Raw genomic sequence first — 16,089 nt, 5'->3', positions numbered from 1 at the left:
GGCATTAGTCAAGTAATTATAGCACTAACCTGAACGAAGTTCAGCGAACGTCTTTAGACGTCGCTGGAGAGAAACGGTTTACAGCCGGTGTACAAGCCACCCGTTTTCACGGGTGGTTATGACTTACTGTACTGAATAGTTTGGAGCTTCGTTTGTAATTTGAACATCGTGTGGATGGCTTTCTTTCAAACCAGCACCTGACATTTCGATGAACTGAGCATTTTCATGCAATTCATTCAAGTTACCAGCACCTACATAACCCATACCTGAGCGAAGTCCACCAACCATTTGGAAAATCATATCTGCAACAGAACCTTTATAGGCTACACGTCCTTCAATTCCTTCTGGAACAAGTTTGTTGGCTTCATTTACAGATGCTTGGAAGTAACGGTCTTTTGAACCTTGTTTCATAGCAGCGATAGAGCCCATGCCACGATAGGTCTTGAACTTACGACCTTGGAAGATTTCTGTCTCACCTGGTGCTTCATCTGTTCCTGCAAACATAGAACCAAGCATAACGGCATGACCACCCGCAGCAAGTGCCTTGACAATATCTCCCGAATACTTGATACCACCGTCAGCGATAATCGTTTTTCCATATTCACGAGCAACACCAGCTGCATCATAGATAGCTGTCACTTGTGGTACACCGACACCTGCGATGACACGTGTTGTACAGATTGAACCTGGTCCAATACCGACCTTGACAACATCAACGCCTGCTTCATAAAGGGCACGAGCTCCCTCAGCTGTGGCAATGTTACCGGCAATCAAGGTACGAGTTGGGAAGTGTTCACGGATTTCTTTGATTTTACGAAGAACACCTGCTGAGTGACCATGAGCTGTATCGATGACAATGGCATCTGCACCTGCTTCAAAGAGAGCTTCTGCACGTTCAAAAGTATCAGATGTGACACCAACAGCACCCGCAACCAATAGACGACCAAATTCATCTTTTGCAGCATTTGGGAACTCAATCACTTTCTCAATATCTTTGATGGTAATCAAGCCTGACAAACGACCATTTTCATCAACCAATGGCAATTTTTCAATACGATGCTTGTGAAGAATAGCCTCTGCAGTCGCAAGATCTGTTCCAACTGGCGCTGTCACCAATTCATCACTTGTCATGTTTGTCGAAATTGGCTGTGAGTAATCTGAAATGAAACGCATATCACGGTTGGTGATAATACCGACCAACTTACGATTTTCTAATGTTTCAACGATTGGCACACCGGAAATACGATAAGTAGCCATCAATTTCTCAGCTTCAGCAATGGTGTGTTCTGGTGTTAAGAAGAATGGATCGATAATGACTCCATTTTCAGAACGTTTTACCTTACGCACCTCATCTGCCTGCTCTGCGATAGACATATTCTTATGGATGACGCCCAAACCACCTGCACGCGCCATAGCGATAGCCATTTTGCTATCTGTTACTGTGTCCATGGCAGCAGAAATAATCGGAAGATTAAGGGTCAAATTTGGTGCTAATTGCGTTTTTAAATCAATATCATGTGGTAATACATGACTTTCAGCCGGAATAAGTAATACATCGTCGAAAGTAAAGCCTTTTTTCAAAAATTTAGTGTCCCAGTTTGACATGTTCTTCCTCTTTTCTTATTTAATATGTAGCGTGATTGCTATTTGTATTTTAATTATGATAACATTTTGAAATCATTTGTCAATCATTATTCGCTTTAATATCATCTTTCCTAAAAATTCAGAAAATTCTATTCAGTTTTATCTATAAAAATCGAACGTTTGTTTTTTACTTCGCTGTGATTTAAATGAAAAAAGCAACATTTTTTCAACATTGCTCTTTTATTGTTAACCTTATTTAAAATAGTTAATTCCCATAGCAGATTTCACTTGGTCAAGAGTTGTCGCGGCAACTTGGCGAGCTTTTTGGCTACCTGCTTCCAACATTGCATAGACCTGTCCCATATCCTGTGCAAACTCCAGACGGCGTTCACGGATTGGTCCTAATTCTCTCTCTAAAATGTCCAGCAAATAACGTTTGGTCTTCACATCGCCCAAACCACCACGTTGATAGTGCTCCTTCATAGCCTCAATCTCAGCCTTATCTTCTTCGCGCCCAAAAACGTCAAGATAGTGGAAAACCATATTTCCTTCAATCTGACCTGGGTCTTCTACACGAATATGGTTTGGATCTGTGTACATGGACATGACTTTCTTCTTGAGCGTATCCATGTCATCTGCCAAGTAAATACCATTTCCAAGTGACTTAGACATCTTAGCATTGCCGTCCAAACCTGGCAAGCGACCAGCTGCCTCATTTTCAGGATAAATGCCCTCCGGCTCCACCAAAATATCAGTCTGATAAGCATGATTAAAGCTACGAACGATTTCACGAGTCTGCTCAATCATCGGTTTCTGGTCATTTCCAACAGGGACAAAATTTGCCTTGAAGGCTGTAATGTCCGCCGCTTGAGACACAGGATAGACCAAGAAACCAGCTGGAATTCCTTCGCCAAATCCCTTCTGAGCAATCTCGGTTTTTACAGTTGGATTACGTTCTAGACGTGCAACAGATACCAAGTTCATATAGTACATGGTCAACTCTGCCAATTCAGGAATTTGACTCTGGATGAAAATCGTTGTCTTAGCTGGATCAAGTCCTGCCGCTAGATAATCTAGTGCTACGTTTCCAACGGATTCAACAATCTTTTGCGGTTCCTTTGCATGATCTGTCAACGCTTGTTGGTCTGCTAAAAAGACAAAAAGTTCATGTTGACCTGCATCCTGTAATAAAACACGATTTTTCAACGAACCAACATAATGTCCAATATGTAATTTGCCTGTTGGACGGTCTCCTGTTAGGATAATCGGTTTACTCATAAAATATTCTCCTTTTACATAATAAAAGCCCACGCACAGAAAACTGTGCGAGGGCGTCAAGGACACGGTGCCACCTCACTTATAAGCATTAAATAAGCTTACATCTTTTTGCACATAAGGCCTGCTAGCCGAATCCTTATTTATTCAGATTCTATTCACTCAGTCCATTCATAAGCGACTCTTGTTTGTTTCCACCAACCACAAACTCTCTAAAAATTATCCACTTACTACTCTTCTGATTGATTCCTATTATAACCGCAAAAAATTAGAAAGTCAAGCTGACAAAGCCTTGACGATACTGTCTAAATTAGGGATAATAGAAATTGCTTTTATAACACTAACCAAGGAGAATATATGAAAGAACGTATAAAGGACTTTATCTCTGTCACACTCGGATCAGTTGTCATGGCCATTGGATTTAACAGTTTTTTTCTAGAGAATAATATCGTATCTGGTGGTGTCGGAGGTTTAGCAATCGCACTCAATGCTCTTCTGGGGTGGAGTCCGTCTGACTTTGTCCTCTACTGTAACATCCCTTTATTAATCATCTGTTGGTTTTTCTTAGGAAAATCTGTATTTATCAAAACTGTCTATGGTGCTGTCATTTATCCTCTTTGCATCAAGTTGACAGCAGGTTTACCCAACTTGACAGAAAATCCTCTCCTAGCTGCTATTTTCGGTGGAATTATCCTAGGTTTTGGACTTGGGCTTGTTTTCCTTGGAAATTCTTCTACTGGTGGGACAGGTATTCTTATTCAATTTATTCACAAGTACACCCCTTTATCATTAGGTCTGACAATGGCTATTATTGATGGTATTATCGTTGGTCTTGGATTTATTGCCTTCGATACTGATACTGTTATGTACTCGATTATTGCCCTAATGACCATTACTTATATTGTCAACCGCATGATGTCTGGTACACAATCTTCTCGAAATGTCATGATTATTTCTCAAAAATCAGAAGAAATTAAAGACTATATTACTAAAGTTGCTGATCGCGGTGTTACAGAATTTCCAATTATCGGTGGCTTTACAGGGGTTGACAAGCGCATGTTGATGACCACCATCTCTATTCCAGAAATGCAGAAACTGGAGACAGCGGTATTAGAAATTGATGAAACTGCCTTTATGGTTGTTATGCCTGCAAGTCAGGTGCGTGGACGTGGCTTCAGTCTTCAAAAAGACCATAAACATTATGATGAAGATATTTTGATTCCAATGTAATTCATTGAAAATTCAAGTTCTTTCTAGTACAATAAAACTAATAGACAGAAATAGAGGAGAAACTATGCTTACAGTATCAGACGTGTCGCTTCGTTTTAGCGACCGCAAATTATTTGACGATGTCAATATCAAATTTACAGCAGGAAATACCTACGGTTTGATTGGTGCAAACGGGGCCGGTAAATCTACATTTTTAAAAATTCTTGCTGGTGACATCGAGCCATCAACAGGTCATATTTCACTTGGACCAGACGAACGCCTTTCTGTGCTACGTCAGAACCATTTCGACTATGAAGATGAGCGCGTGATTGACGTTGTTATCATGGGGAACGAGCAACTTTACAGCATCATGAAAGAAAAAGATGCTATTTACATGAAGGAAGATTTTTCTGATGAAGATGGTGTTCGTGCTGCTGAATTAGAAGGTGAGTTTGCTGAACTTGGTGGCTGGGAAGCTGAAAGTGAAGCTTCTCAATTGCTCCAAAACCTCAACATTTCAGAAGACCTCCACTACCAAAACATGAGCGAATTGACCAACGGTGAGAAGGTTAAGGTCCTCTTGGCTAAGGCCCTCTTTGGTAAGCCTGACGTTCTTCTTTTGGACGAGCCAACCAACGGTCTGGACATCCAATCCATCAACTGGCTCGAAGATTTCTTGATTGACTTTGAAAATACGGTTATCGTCGTGTCCCACGACCGCCACTTCTTAAACAAAGTATGTACCCATATGGCCGACCTAGACTTCGGTAAAATCAAGATTTTCGTTGGTAACTACGACTTCTGGAAACAATCTAGTGAATTAGCAGCTAAACTACAAGCTGACCGTAATGCCAAAGCAGAAGAAAAAATCAAGGAACTACAAGAGTTCGTTGCCCGTTTCTCTGCTAATGCCTCTAAGTCTAAGCAAGCTACTTCACGTAAGAAGATGTTGGACAAAATCGAGTTGGAGGAAATTATTCCTTCTAGCCGTAAGTACCCATTTATCAACTTCAAATCAGAACGTGAAATCGGTAATGACCTCTTAACAGTTGAAAACTTAAAAGTTGTCATCGACGGTGAAACAATTTTAGACAACATCAGCTTTATCCTGCGTCCAGGTGACAAGACTGCTCTTATTGGTCAAAACGACATCCAAACAACTGCTCTCATTCGTGCTCTTATGGGTGATATTGAATATGAAGGAACTGTCAAATGGGGTGTGACGACTAGTCAATCTTACTTACCAAAAGACAATTCTCGTGACTTTGATACCAACGAATCTATCCTTGATTGGCTCCGTCAATTTGCCAGCAAGGAAGAAGATGACAATACCTTCTTGCGCGGTTTCTTGGGCCGTATGCTCTTCTCTGGCGATGAGGTTAACAAACCTGTCAACGTCTTATCAGGGGGCGAAAAGGTGCGCGTGATGTTATCAAAACTCATGCTCCTCAAGTCCAATGTCTTGGTCTTAGATGATCCAACCAATCACTTGGACTTGGAATCCATTTCCAGTCTGAACGATGGTTTGAAAGCCTTCAAAGAGTCTATCATCTTTGCTAGCCATGACCACGAATTTATCCAAACTCTTGCTAACCACATCATCGTTATTTCAAAAAATGGCGTCATCGACCGAATCGATGAAACTTACGATGAATTTTTGGAAAATGCTGAAGTACAAGCTAAAGTACAAGAACTTTGGAAAGCATAATAAAAAGGCGATTTATTCGCCTTTTCTTTTAAATCTATGAAAAAAATATTTACAAAAACATCCATTTATCATCTCTTATCCTTCCTTATTCCGCTGACCATTATTTCTATCGTCTTAGCATTTCAAGGAATCTGGTGGGGGAGTGATACCACTATACTAGCCAGTGATGGCTTTCATCAATATGTCATCTTTAATCAAACTTTACGAAATGCTTTACACGGAGAAGGTTCTCTCTTTTACACCTTTACAAGTGGTTTGGGTCTAAACTTCTACGCTCTTTCCTCCTACTATCTTGGTTCATTCCTATCGCCGATTGTTTTTTTCTTTGATTTACAATCCATGCCTGACGCTATCTATCTTGTCACTATTGTCAAATTTGGATTGACTGGATTGTCAACTTATGTCAGCCTAAAGGGTATCCATAAAAATTTGAAAGAAGAATGGGCACTATTACTCGCTACTAGTTTTTCTCTGATGAGTTTTAGTACAAGTCAATTAGAAATAAACAACTGGCTAGACGTTTTTATACTCCTCCCACTAATTCTTCTTGGATTGCATCGATTATTAAAAAAACAGGGGCCGATTCTCTACTACATAACATTAACATGCTTGTTTATCCAAAACTATTACTTCGGGTATATGGTGGCTATTTTTCTAACATTATGGACATTGGTTCAATTATCATGGATAGATAGTCAGAGAATCAAAAGATTTATCAACTTTACAATAGTGTCAATTTTATCTGCTCTAAGCAGCATGTTTATGTTGTTACCAACCTACTTGGATTTAAAAACTCACGGTGAAACATTTACAAAAATTGTCAACCTAAAAACCGAAGACTCTTGGTATCTGGACTTCTTTGCAAAAAACTTAGTTGGTAGCTTTGATACAACAAAATTCGGTTCTATTCCCATGATCTCTGTTGGTCTCGTTCCACTAATACTCGCTTTATTATTCTTTACATTAAAAGAAATAAAACCAACTGTCAAACTCTCCTATGCTCTATTCTTTACATTCATTATTTCAAGTTTCTACCTACAACCACTCAATCTTTTTTGGCAAGGTATGCATGCGCCAAACATGTTCCTCTATCGTTATGCATGGGCTCTATCAATAACCGTTATCTATTTAGCAGCAGAGACATTGGTACGACTACGTCAAGTAAGTATTAAAAATTTTACTCTGATTGTTTCATTTTTACTCATTTGCTTTGCTTCTACCTTTATTTTTAGAGATCATTATGAGTTTCTAATGGATGTAAATTTCCTACTCACACTAGAATTTCTAATAGCCTACTTCATTCTTTTTGTAGCAATGATTCGCTATAAATCATCCTTAAAATGGATTAATATTGTTTTATTGTTCTTCACTTTCTTAGAACTTGGATTACATAGTCATTATCAGGTTCAGGGGATTTCTGATGAATGGCATTTTCCTAGCCGATCAAACTATGAAGAAAAATTGACAGATATTGACAGTATTGTAAAGTCTACAAAGACTGCAACTGATTCATTTTATCGTATAGAACGTCTATTACCACAAACTGGCAATGATAGTATGAAATTCAATTACAACGGTATTTCTCAATTCTCCTCCATTCGAAATCGTGCTTCCAGCTCAGTACTAGATAAGCTTGGTTTCCGTTCAGACGGTACCAATTTGAATCTTCGTTATCAGAATAATACAATTATTGCTGATAGCCTATTCGGAATCAAATATAATTTAGCTACTACGGACCCAAATAAGTTTGGTTTCACACTGAATCAGAGTCAGTCTACTATTAATCTTTACGAAAATAGTTTTAATCTAGGTTTAGCACTATTGACTGAAGGGATTTACAGAGATGTCGATTTTACAAATCTGACTCTCGATAATCAAACAAATTTTCTTAATCAACTAACAGGGATATCTCAAAAATACTACCACACTTTATCAGATGTTGTTTCACAAAATACAGTTGAACTGAACAATCGAATGACTGTCAACAAAGTTGACAATGAGAATGCTACAAAGGCAACTTTCTTAGTAAATATACCTGCAAATAGCCAAGTATACTTAAATTTGCCAAATTTAACATTCTCAAATGAGAATCAAAAAAAGGTTGTCATTACTGTCAATAATCAGTCAAGTGAGTTTACACTAGATAATGCTTTCTCTTTCTTCAATGTGGGGAGCTTTACTACAGATGTACAAGTTCAAGTCGATGTATATTTTCCTGAAAATAATCAAGTTTCTTTTGATAAACCACAATTTTATCGATTGGACTTATTAGCTTTCCAACAGGCTATTTCCATTCTCCAAGAAAAACAAGTAGTAACAAAAACTGATGGTAATAAAGTAACCGTTGATTTTGTAACCGATAAAGAAGCCTCGCTCCTCCTTACTTTACCCTATGATAAAGGATGGAATGCAACCATTGATGGTAAACCTATCAAAATCCAAAAAGCACAAGAGGGTTTTATGAAAGTGGATGTAAGTCCAGGTCAAACTAAACTAGTTTTAACCTTTGTACCAAATGGTTTCTATCTAGGTTTACTGATTTCTTTGGGTGCAGTTTTTGTATTTTTCTCCTATCAATTCATTGGATACTATTATTCTAAGAACCGAGAATCCTAAACTTTCTCGGTTTTTTTCTTGTAAAAAACAAAAAACCTTGATTTCTCAAGGTCTCCTATGCTTTATCTACTCCGCCAACAGGGCTCGAACCTGTGACATCATGATTAACAGTCATGCGCTCTACCAACTGAGCTATGGCGGAAGAAATAGTCCGTACGGGATTCGAACCCGTGTTACCGCCGTGAAAAGGCGGTGTCTTAACCCCTTGACCAACGGACCATTTTTAGAACAATAACTAGTATAATACATGTGACTTTGTTTGTCAATACATTTTTTTGATTTTTTATTGTATTGACAGAGTGCTTTGTTTAATGTAAAATAAAATGGTTAAGGTTCCATAGCTCAGCTGGATAGAGCATTCGCCTTCTAAGCGAACGGTCGCAGGTTCGAATCCTGCTGGAATCATTTAGACCTACCTCGAGTAGGTCTTTTTTCTTGCCATAATTCATAATTAATATATAAAACTGGCAAAATTAGACCAATAAGGGCATATTCTTCAAATTGGAAGGATAGGTGAGTAGATATAATGACACCTAGCATAAACCCTATAATGGTCAATAAGATGTTTCTACCTGTTTTTCTAAGTTCTGAATCTTTTTCAATAACTCCTTTAAACCAGAGGTAAGCAGCATTTTTGACATTCCCTGTCATCATCACATTGGCATACGGAGCACCTCGTAACCTTCTAAATGTTTCTACTTGAATAGAGGCTACGAAGGCTAGGCTAGCAATTGTAAAAGACGCAGGCATAATAGGTGAGAAAATGATAGTTAGTAAAATAAGAACTAACATCATTACACTACTACCAAAGTGCCAAGACCATGTTTGTTTTTCAAAATACCTTCTTGCTAAGTAGGTAAAAAATTGTCCGAATACAAAAAATAAAATGGGAATGGAAAAATTAACTACCTGCGCAAAGTCACCTTTAGCTAAAAAATAAGCTAGGGAAATAACATTTCCAGATTGTACACCAGCAAAGCGACCACCCTGAGTCACAAAAGTAAAGGCATTTAAATAACCACTGATAAACGTTAATGAACAAGCAATTCTCAATCCCTCAAAAACACGATAATCTTTTTGATTCATTTTCACTCCTTGTTTCACGTGAAACTACTTATGATATGGGCTTCCCTGCTGAATCATAAATGCACGATAAATCTGCTCGATGAGAACTAATTTCATTAGTTGATGGGGAAGTGTCAACTGTCCAAAACTCATCAACAAATTAGCTCTTTTTTTAATACAAGAATCGAGACCCAAACTACCACCGATGATAAAAGTTATATCTGAATATCCATTTACTGCAATATCAGATAACTTTTGACTAAATTCTTCCGATGGAAATTGTTTGCCTTCTATCGCTAAGGCAATGACAAAATCTCGCTCTCCAATTTTAGACATAATTCTATCGGCTTCTTTTTTTAATATTTGTTCATTCTCTGCCTGACTGGCTTTATCTGGTGTTTTTTCATCAGGAAGCTCAATCATATCCAACTTAGTAAATCGTCCCAATCGTTTACTATATTCTGCAATACCTTCTTTGAGGTACTTTTCTTTCAATTTTCCAACGGTAATCAATTTTATTTTCATAAAATAATTGTAACATATCCACAAGCATACGACAGAAAATATTTTTAGAAAATCAGGATATGGCTACAGTTTTTCACATAATTCACAGAGTTATCCACAGGTTGTGGATTGATTTTTGAAAACTTTAAGCTATAATTAAGAAAGCAAGAGTAATCTTAAGGAAAATTAAAGAAATGGAAAGGATTCCTTATATGAAAAAATATTTGAAATTTGCGATTCTATTTGTAATTGGATTTTTTGGGGGGCTTATCGGGGCCTTATCAGCCTCTTTCTTCCAACCACAGGTTCAACAAACAAATTCTGCTATCACTAGTGTCAGCAATGTTCAATACAATAATGAAACTTCCACCACAAAAGCTGTAGAGAAAGTACAAAATGCTGTTGTGTCTGTTATTAATTACCAAAAGTCAGCCAACAATAGTCTTGGTGCTATCTTTGGAAATATTGAATCATCTGACGAACTAGCTGTTGCTGGAGAGGGGTCTGGGGTTATCTATAAAAAAGATGGTCAATATGCCTATATTGTGACAAATACGCATGTTATTAATAACGCAGAAAAGATTGATATTCTTTTAGCATCTGGAGAAAAAATCAGCGGTGAACTCGTTGGTTCCGATACCTATTCTGATATAGCTGTTATAAAAATATCAGCAGATAAAGTCACCACTGTTGCTGAATTTGCTGATTCCGATACAATTAAAGTTGGAGAAACTGCTATCGCAATTGGTAGTCCTCTAGGTAGCGTCTACGCCAATACAGTTACTCAAGGTATTATTTCCAGCCTAAGTCGGACAGTTACTTCACAATCAGAAGACGGACAAACAATCTCAACCAATGCTATTCAAACCGATACAGCTATCAACCCAGGAAACTCTGGTGGACCATTGATTAATATCCAAGGACAAGTTATTGGTATCACCTCTAGCAAAATCACCTCAAGTTCTGTAAGTAGCTCTGGTGTGGCTGTGGAAGGGATGGGATTTGCTATTCCTGCAAATGATGCAGTAGCTATTATCAATCAACTTGAAAAAGATGGAAAAGTTAGCCGACCTGCTCTTGGAGTTCATATGGTTAACTTGACGACCTTGTCAACTAGTCAATTGGAAAAAGCTGGATTATCAAATACGGAATTAACATCCGGTGTAGTAATTGTCTCTACACAAAGTGGACTACCTGCAGATGGAAAATTAGAAACTTTTGATGTTATTACTGAGATTGACGGAGAAGCTATTCAAAATAAGAGTGACCTCCAGAGCGCTCTCTACAAACATCAAATTGGAGATACAATCACTGTAACTTATTACCGCAATAATCAGAAACAAACTGTTGACATTAAGTTGACACATTCTACAGAAGAACTTAGCGAATAATTGACAAATGAGACTTTACACAATTGTAAAGTCTCATTTTTTTTGCTAGAATAAGGATATATGGAAGAATTACGTACACTAAATATTTCAGAAATCCATCCCAATCCCTATCAGCCAAGAATTCATTTTGATGAAAAGGAGCTACTTGAGCTCGCTCAATCTATTAAGGAAAATGGCTTAATTCAACCGATTATTGTAAGAAAATCTTCTATTATCGGATATGAATTATTAGCTGGAGAAAGAAGGTTGCGAGCCAGTCAATTAGCTGGACTGACTACAATACCAGCAGTGGTAAAAGAACTGACTGATGATGATTTACTCTATCAGGCTATCATAGAGAATCTGCAGCGTTCTAACTTAAATCCGATAGAAGAAGCAGCCTCTTATCAAAAATTGATTAGTAGAGGGTTAACACATGATGAAGTTGCTCAAATCATGGGAAAATCAAGACCATATATCAGTAATTTATTGCGCCTACTAAATCTATCATCTCAGACTAAACAAGCTGTAGAAGAAGGAAAAATTTCACAAGGGCACGCGCGACAATTGGTGTCATTTTCAGAAGAAAAGCAAGCCGAATGGGTTCAACTCATTTTATCAAAAGATTTAAGTGTGCGTACGCTTGAAAAATTAATAGCTGCAAATAAGAAAAAACACACCAAGCTTAAACAACGCGACCAATTTTTAAAAGAACAGGAAGATTCACTCAGTAAAACTCTTGGAACAGCTACAAAAATTCTCAAGAAGAAAAACGGGAGCGGAGAAATTCGAATTAGCTTTAATGACCTCGATGAATTCGAAAGAATTATCAACAATTTTAAATAGACTTGTTTACAATTTATTTTTATAAACACTCTTTTCCACACTAAAATCATTACAAAAAGTCAGGACCAGCAAAGGTTCTGACTTTTATTCACATCTTGTGGAAAACTTTTCTTAACAGTGTGGATTTTTAAAATTATCTGTGGAAAACTTTTATTTTTTATGGTACACTATTCTAACGAATATAATGTGAAAGGGGGAAAATATGAACCAAGAACAACTTTTTTGGCAACGATTTATTGAATTGGCAAAAGTAAATTTTAAGCCATCTATTTATGATTTTTATGTCGCTGATGCAAAATTACTCGGAATCAACCAGCAAGTTGCCAATATTTTCTTAAATCGTCCATTTAAAAAAGATTTCTGGGAAAAAAACTTCGAAGAGTTAATGATTGCCGCTAGTTTTGAAATCTACGGAGAGCCTCTTGCCATCCAATATCAATTTACAGAGGATGAACAGGAGATTAAGAGCATTACAAACGCAAGAAGTTCAGTGGTTCACCAGGTACAGACACCTGAGCCGGCTACGCCTCAGGAAACTTTTAAACCGGTTCATTCTGACATAAAATCCCAGTACACCTTTGCTAATTTTGTACAAGGAGACAATAATCACTGGGCAAAGGCTGCAGCTTTAGCTGTATCTGATAACCTAGGTGAGCTCTACAATCCCTTATTCATTTTTGGTGGTCCTGGTCTTGGAAAAACTCATATTTTAAATGCGATTGGAAATAAGGTTCTAGCCGATAATCCCCAGGCAAGGATAAAATATGTCTCATCGGAAACATTCATCAATGAATTTTTAGAACACCTCCGTCTCAATGATATGGAAAGTTTCAAAAAAACCTATCGCAATCTGGACTTACTTCTAATTGATGACATTCAGTCTCTCCGTAATAAAGCAACAACACAGGAAGAATTTTTCCATACTTTTAATGCGCTTCATGAAAAAAATAAGCAGATTGTACTCACAAGCGACCGTAATCCCGATCACTTAGACAATTTGGAAGAAAGACTAGTAACACGTTTCAAATGGGGGTTAACCAGTGAAATCACTCCACCTGATTTTGAAACACGTATCGCAATTTTACGTAACAAGTGCGAGAACCTGCCTTACAACTTTACAAATGAGACGCTATCCTATCTAGCTGGGCAATTTGATTCGAACGTACGTGACCTTGAAGGTGCCTTAAAAGATATCCATTTGATAGCCACTATGCGTCAACTGTCTGAGATAAGTGTCGAGGTTGCTGCTGAGGCTATTCGATCAAGAAAACAAACAAATCCACAAAATATGGTTATTCCTATTGAGAAAATCCAAACCGAAGTGGGAAATTTCTACGGTGTCAGCTTGAAAGAATTAAAGGGTTCTAAGCGTGTTCAACATATCGTTCACGCGCGACAAGTTGCTATGTTTTTAGCACGTGAAATGACAGACAATTCCCTTCCAAAAATTGGGAAAGAATTTGGTAATCGAGACCATACAACCGTTATGCATGCATACAATAAAATAAAAACCCTCCTCTTGGATGATGAGAATTTAGAAATAGAGATTACCAGTATAAAAAATAAACTTCGTTAACCTGTGTATAACTTTAAAAAAAACTTCTGTTTTTTCCACAAGTTGTGAACAAGTTAATTTCCGCAATTTTATTGGTCTTTCATCACTTTTCCACAGAATACACAGAGACTACTATTACTATTAACCTTATAGATAATAAATAAAGGAGAATCCATGATTCAATTTTCTATTAATAAAAATATATTTCTACAAGCACTTAGTATTACTAAACGAGCAATCAGTACAAAAAATGCTATTCCAATTCTTTCAACAGTAAAAATTACAGTAACTAGTGAAGGAATCACTTTAACTGGTTCAAATGGACAAATCTCGATTGAACATTTTATTTCTATTCAAGATGAAAATGCAGGACTTTTGATCAGTTCTCCAGGTTCCATTCTCTTAGAAGCTGGTTTCTTTATTAATGTCGTATCCAGCATGCCGGATTTGGTCCTTGACTTCAATGAAATTGAACAAAAGCAAATCGTTTTGACAAGTGGTAAGTCTGAAATTACATTAAAGGGAAAAGAAGCAGAACAGTATCCTCGTTTACAGGAAGTTCCAACTTCAAAACCATTGGTGTTAGAAACCAAAGTATTAAAACAAACAATTAATGAAACAGCATTTGCAGCTTCTACACAAGAAAGTCGTCCTATTCTTACAGGTGTTCATTTTGTTTTAACAGAAAATAAAAATCTAAAAACTGTTGCAACAGATTCACACCGTATGAGCCAACGAAAATTGGTCCTTGATACCTCTGGTGATGATTTTAATGTTGTTATTCCAAGTCGTTCTCTCCGTGAATTTACTGCAGTTTTTACAGATGATATTGAAACAGTAGAAGTCTTCTTTTCAAATAATCAAATCCTTTTCAGAAGCGAGCATATTAGCTTCTATACACGCTTATTAGAAGGTACCTACCCTGATACCGACCGCTTAATTCCAACTGAGTTTAAAACAACTGCAATTTTTGATACTGCAAATCTTCGTCACTCGATGGAGCGTGCTCGTCTTCTTTCAAATGCAACCCAAAATGGTACAGTAAAACTAGAAATTGCTAATAATGTTGTATCGGCTCATGTAAATTCTCCAGAAGTTGGACGTGTGAATGAGGAATTAGATACTGTAGAAGTATCAGGTGAAGACTTAGTAATCAGCTTTAACCCAACTTACTTGATAGAAGCATTGAAAGCCACAACTAGTGAACAAGTGAAAATTAGCTTTATCTCTTCTGTCCGTCCATTTACATTGATTCCCAATAATGAAGGGGAAGATTTTATTCAATTGGTTACACCAGTTCGTACCAACTAAATAATATTAAGAACGGCTAAACTAGCCGTTTTTATGTTATACTAAAAAATAGCACCTAGCTTATTTTTATATATTTAGTGATGGGGAATAAATGACGTTATATATATTAGCTAATCCTAATGCTGGTAGCCATACTGCTGAACACATCATATTCAAAATAAAAGAAAGTTATCCACAGCTTGCAGTTAACATTTTTATGACAGTTGGGCCTGAGGATGAAAAAAGTCAAATAGAGGCTATTTTAAAGGAGTTTGTCAGTAGTGAAGACCAATTAATGATTTTAGGCGGAGACGGCACCCTATCTAAAGCCTTGCGTTTTTGGTCAGCTAGTCTACCGTTTGCTTATTATCCAACAGGATCTGGAAATGATTTTGCAAAAGCAATGAATATAACATCGCTCTATAGAAGTGTAGATGCCATTTTAGAGGGAAAAACAAGTCGGATATATGTTTTAAACAGTTCATACGGAACGGTTGTAAACAGTATGGATTTTGGCTTTGCAGCTCAAGTTATCAATGGTTCAACGAATTCAATTTTGAAAAAATTCTGAACAAGGTAAAACTTGGGAAGTTAACTTATCTATTCTTTGGTATTAAAACATTATTTTCAAAACAAGCTATAAACTTAGAATTAACTCTTGATGAAAAATCTTATCAGTTAGATAATCTCTTTTTTATTTCTGTAGCAAATAGTCTTTATTTTGGTGGAGGAATCATGATATGGCCAACAGCAAGTGCTAAAAAGAAGGAAGTAGATATTGTTTACTTCAAAAATGGAAATTTCTACCAACGTCTACAATCATTGTTAGCCTTATTAACGAAGAGGCATGAATCTTCTCATACAATTCAGCATTTAACAGGGGTAGATGTAGTTTTAAAATCAAAAGAAAAATTATTATTGCAAATAGATGGAGAGATATGCGCTGCAAATGAGGTAACGTTAACCTATCAGGAAAGAAGTATGTATCTTTAAGTCTAGTGGTAAAAAGTCAATAGAAAGTTGAGAAAATTCTAGTTGTTTTTTTAGAAAACAGGGTACACTAAAAA

The 16,089-nt window shown here is 37.0% G+C and carries 13 protein-coding genes, 3 tRNA genes and 1 other annotated feature; of the genes, 10 read left to right on the top strand and 6 right to left on the bottom strand.

From position 1 onward, the window contains the following. Positions 1 to 123 precede the first annotated feature (123 nt). Together guaB and trpS are read right to left on the bottom strand one after the other, a co-directional pair. The gene (guaB, locus tag P7J36_RS10140) at positions 124 to 1,605 is read right to left on the bottom strand and encodes an IMP dehydrogenase (RefSeq protein ID WP_408552019.1); all 1,482 of its coding nucleotides are present in this window, start codon (positions 1,603 to 1,605) and stop codon (positions 124 to 126) included. A gap of 231 nt (positions 1,606 to 1,836) precedes the next feature. Next, positions 1,837 to 2,862, bottom strand: a complete 1,026-nt coding sequence (gene trpS / locus P7J36_RS10135) for a tryptophan--tRNA ligase (protein WP_044768804.1) — start codon at positions 2,860 to 2,862, stop codon at positions 1,837 to 1,839. A gap of 46 nt (positions 2,863 to 2,908) precedes the next feature. Then, positions 2,909 to 3,115, bottom strand: a binding site (T-box leader). A gap of 101 nt (positions 3,116 to 3,216) precedes the next feature. On the opposite strand from trpS, the gene P7J36_RS10130 reads away from it, so the two are divergent. From P7J36_RS10130 to P7J36_RS10120, 3 genes are all read left to right on the top strand, one after another. Then, positions 3,217 to 4,089 (top strand): YitT family protein, encoded by an 873-nt coding sequence (locus tag P7J36_RS10130; protein WP_024384295.1) that lies wholly within the window; start codon positions 3,217 to 3,219, stop codon positions 4,087 to 4,089. 64 nt (positions 4,090 to 4,153) lie between these two features. Further along, on the top strand, positions 4,154 to 5,776 hold the full coding sequence (locus P7J36_RS10125) for an ABC-F family ATP-binding cassette domain-containing protein (protein ID WP_398582649.1): 1,623 nt from the start codon (positions 4,154 to 4,156) through the stop codon (positions 5,774 to 5,776). A 36-nt stretch (positions 5,777 to 5,812) separates the two neighbouring features. Further along, a complete protein-coding gene (locus P7J36_RS10120) occupies positions 5,813 to 8,392 on the top strand; it encodes a YfhO family protein (RefSeq protein WP_408552020.1) in 2,580 nt (859 codons plus the stop codon). 69 nt (positions 8,393 to 8,461) lie between these two features. Here P7J36_RS10120 and P7J36_RS10115 read toward each other — a convergent pair. Together P7J36_RS10115 and P7J36_RS10110 are read right to left on the bottom strand one after the other, a co-directional pair. Next, a tRNA-Asn gene (locus P7J36_RS10115) sits at positions 8,462 to 8,534 on the bottom strand. A gap of 5 nt (positions 8,535 to 8,539) precedes the next feature. Next, a tRNA-Glu gene (locus P7J36_RS10110) sits at positions 8,540 to 8,611 on the bottom strand. A 112-nt stretch (positions 8,612 to 8,723) separates the two neighbouring features. On the opposite strand from P7J36_RS10110, the gene P7J36_RS10105 reads away from it, so the two are divergent. Continuing rightward, positions 8,724 to 8,797, top strand: a tRNA-Arg gene (locus P7J36_RS10105). Here P7J36_RS10105 and P7J36_RS10100 read toward each other — a convergent pair. Then, positions 8,795 to 9,478 (bottom strand): YoaK family protein, encoded by a 684-nt coding sequence (locus P7J36_RS10100; protein WP_053867304.1) that lies wholly within the window; start codon positions 9,476 to 9,478, stop codon positions 8,795 to 8,797. The genes P7J36_RS10105 and P7J36_RS10100 overlap by 3 nt on opposite strands. Positions 9,479 to 9,502: 24 nt before the next feature. Then, positions 9,503 to 9,982, bottom strand: a complete 480-nt coding sequence (gene rlmH / locus P7J36_RS10095; protein ID WP_004194528.1) for a 23S rRNA (pseudouridine(1915)-N(3))-methyltransferase RlmH — start codon at positions 9,980 to 9,982, stop codon at positions 9,503 to 9,505. Positions 9,983 to 10,155: 173 nt separating this feature from the next. Here rlmH and P7J36_RS10090 point away from each other — a divergent pair, with 173 nt between their 5' ends. From P7J36_RS10090 to P7J36_RS10065, 6 genes are all read left to right on the top strand, one after another. Next, a complete protein-coding gene (locus P7J36_RS10090) occupies positions 10,156 to 11,352 on the top strand; it encodes a S1C family serine protease (RefSeq protein ID WP_408552021.1) in 1,197 nt (398 codons plus the stop codon). Between the two features lie 60 nt (positions 11,353 to 11,412). Beyond that, positions 11,413 to 12,177, top strand: a complete 765-nt coding sequence (locus P7J36_RS10085) for a ParB/RepB/Spo0J family partition protein (RefSeq protein WP_029171248.1) — start codon at positions 11,413 to 11,415, stop codon at positions 12,175 to 12,177. 202 nt (positions 12,178 to 12,379) lie between these two features. Then, entirely contained in the window at positions 12,380 to 13,753 is a 1,374-nt protein-coding gene (gene dnaA / locus P7J36_RS10080; RefSeq protein ID WP_105118940.1) for a chromosomal replication initiator protein DnaA, read from the top strand. A gap of 153 nt (positions 13,754 to 13,906) precedes the next feature. Beyond that, positions 13,907 to 15,043: a DNA polymerase III subunit beta gene (dnaN, locus tag P7J36_RS10075; RefSeq protein ID WP_004194538.1), complete on the top strand. Its 1,137-nt coding sequence runs from the start codon at positions 13,907 to 13,909 to the stop codon at positions 15,041 to 15,043. 91 nt (positions 15,044 to 15,134) lie between these two features. Next, positions 15,135 to 15,593, top strand: coding sequence for a diacylglycerol/lipid kinase family protein (locus P7J36_RS10070; protein ID WP_408552022.1), 459 nt, complete (start codon positions 15,135 to 15,137; stop codon positions 15,591 to 15,593). Beyond that, complete coding sequence (locus P7J36_RS10065) at positions 15,488 to 16,015, top strand: diacylglycerol/lipid kinase family protein (protein ID WP_408562449.1); 528 nt, start codon at positions 15,488 to 15,490, stop codon at positions 16,013 to 16,015. The genes P7J36_RS10070 and P7J36_RS10065 overlap by 106 nt, the downstream gene beginning before the upstream one ends. Positions 16,016 to 16,089: the final 74 nt, after the last annotated feature.

This window comes from Streptococcus suis, assembly GCF_046032115.1.
Lineage (GTDB): Bacteria > Bacillota > Bacilli > Lactobacillales > Streptococcaceae > Streptococcus > Streptococcus suis_AJ.
This window is presented reverse-complemented; position numbering and strand designations above follow the sequence as displayed.

Excerpts from the sequence above, each read along its gene's own strand:
- P7J36_RS10120 (WP_408552020.1), top strand. The coding sequence starts at position 5,813 with ATGAAAAAAATATTTACAAAAACATCCATTTATCATCTCTTATCCTTC.
- dnaN (WP_004194538.1), top strand. The coding sequence starts at position 13,907 with ATGATTCAATTTTCTATTAATAAAAATATATTTCTACAAGCACTTAGT.
- dnaA (WP_105118940.1), top strand. The coding sequence starts at position 12,380 with ATGAACCAAGAACAACTTTTTTGGCAACGATTTATTGAATTGGCAAAA.
- P7J36_RS10130 (WP_024384295.1), top strand. The coding sequence starts at position 3,217 with ATGAAAGAACGTATAAAGGACTTTATCTCTGTCACACTCGGATCAGTT.
- P7J36_RS10125 (WP_398582649.1), top strand. The coding sequence starts at position 4,154 with ATGCTTACAGTATCAGACGTGTCGCTTCGTTTTAGCGACCGCAAATTA.
- P7J36_RS10085 (WP_029171248.1), top strand. The coding sequence starts at position 11,413 with ATGGAAGAATTACGTACACTAAATATTTCAGAAATCCATCCCAATCCC.
- P7J36_RS10070 (WP_408552022.1), top strand. The coding sequence starts at position 15,135 with ATGACGTTATATATATTAGCTAATCCTAATGCTGGTAGCCATACTGCT.
- P7J36_RS10090 (WP_408552021.1), top strand. The coding sequence starts at position 10,156 with ATGGAAAGGATTCCTTATATGAAAAAATATTTGAAATTTGCGATTCTA.
- trpS (WP_044768804.1), bottom strand. The coding sequence starts at position 2,862 with ATGAGTAAACCGATTATCCTAACAGGAGACCGTCCAACAGGCAAATTA.
- rlmH (WP_004194528.1), bottom strand. The coding sequence starts at position 9,982 with ATGAAAATAAAATTGATTACCGTTGGAAAATTGAAAGAAAAGTACCTC.
- P7J36_RS10100 (WP_053867304.1), bottom strand. The coding sequence starts at position 9,478 with ATGAATCAAAAAGATTATCGTGTTTTTGAGGGATTGAGAATTGCTTGT.
- guaB (WP_408552019.1), bottom strand. The coding sequence starts at position 1,605 with ATGTCAAACTGGGACACTAAATTTTTGAAAAAAGGCTTTACTTTCGAC.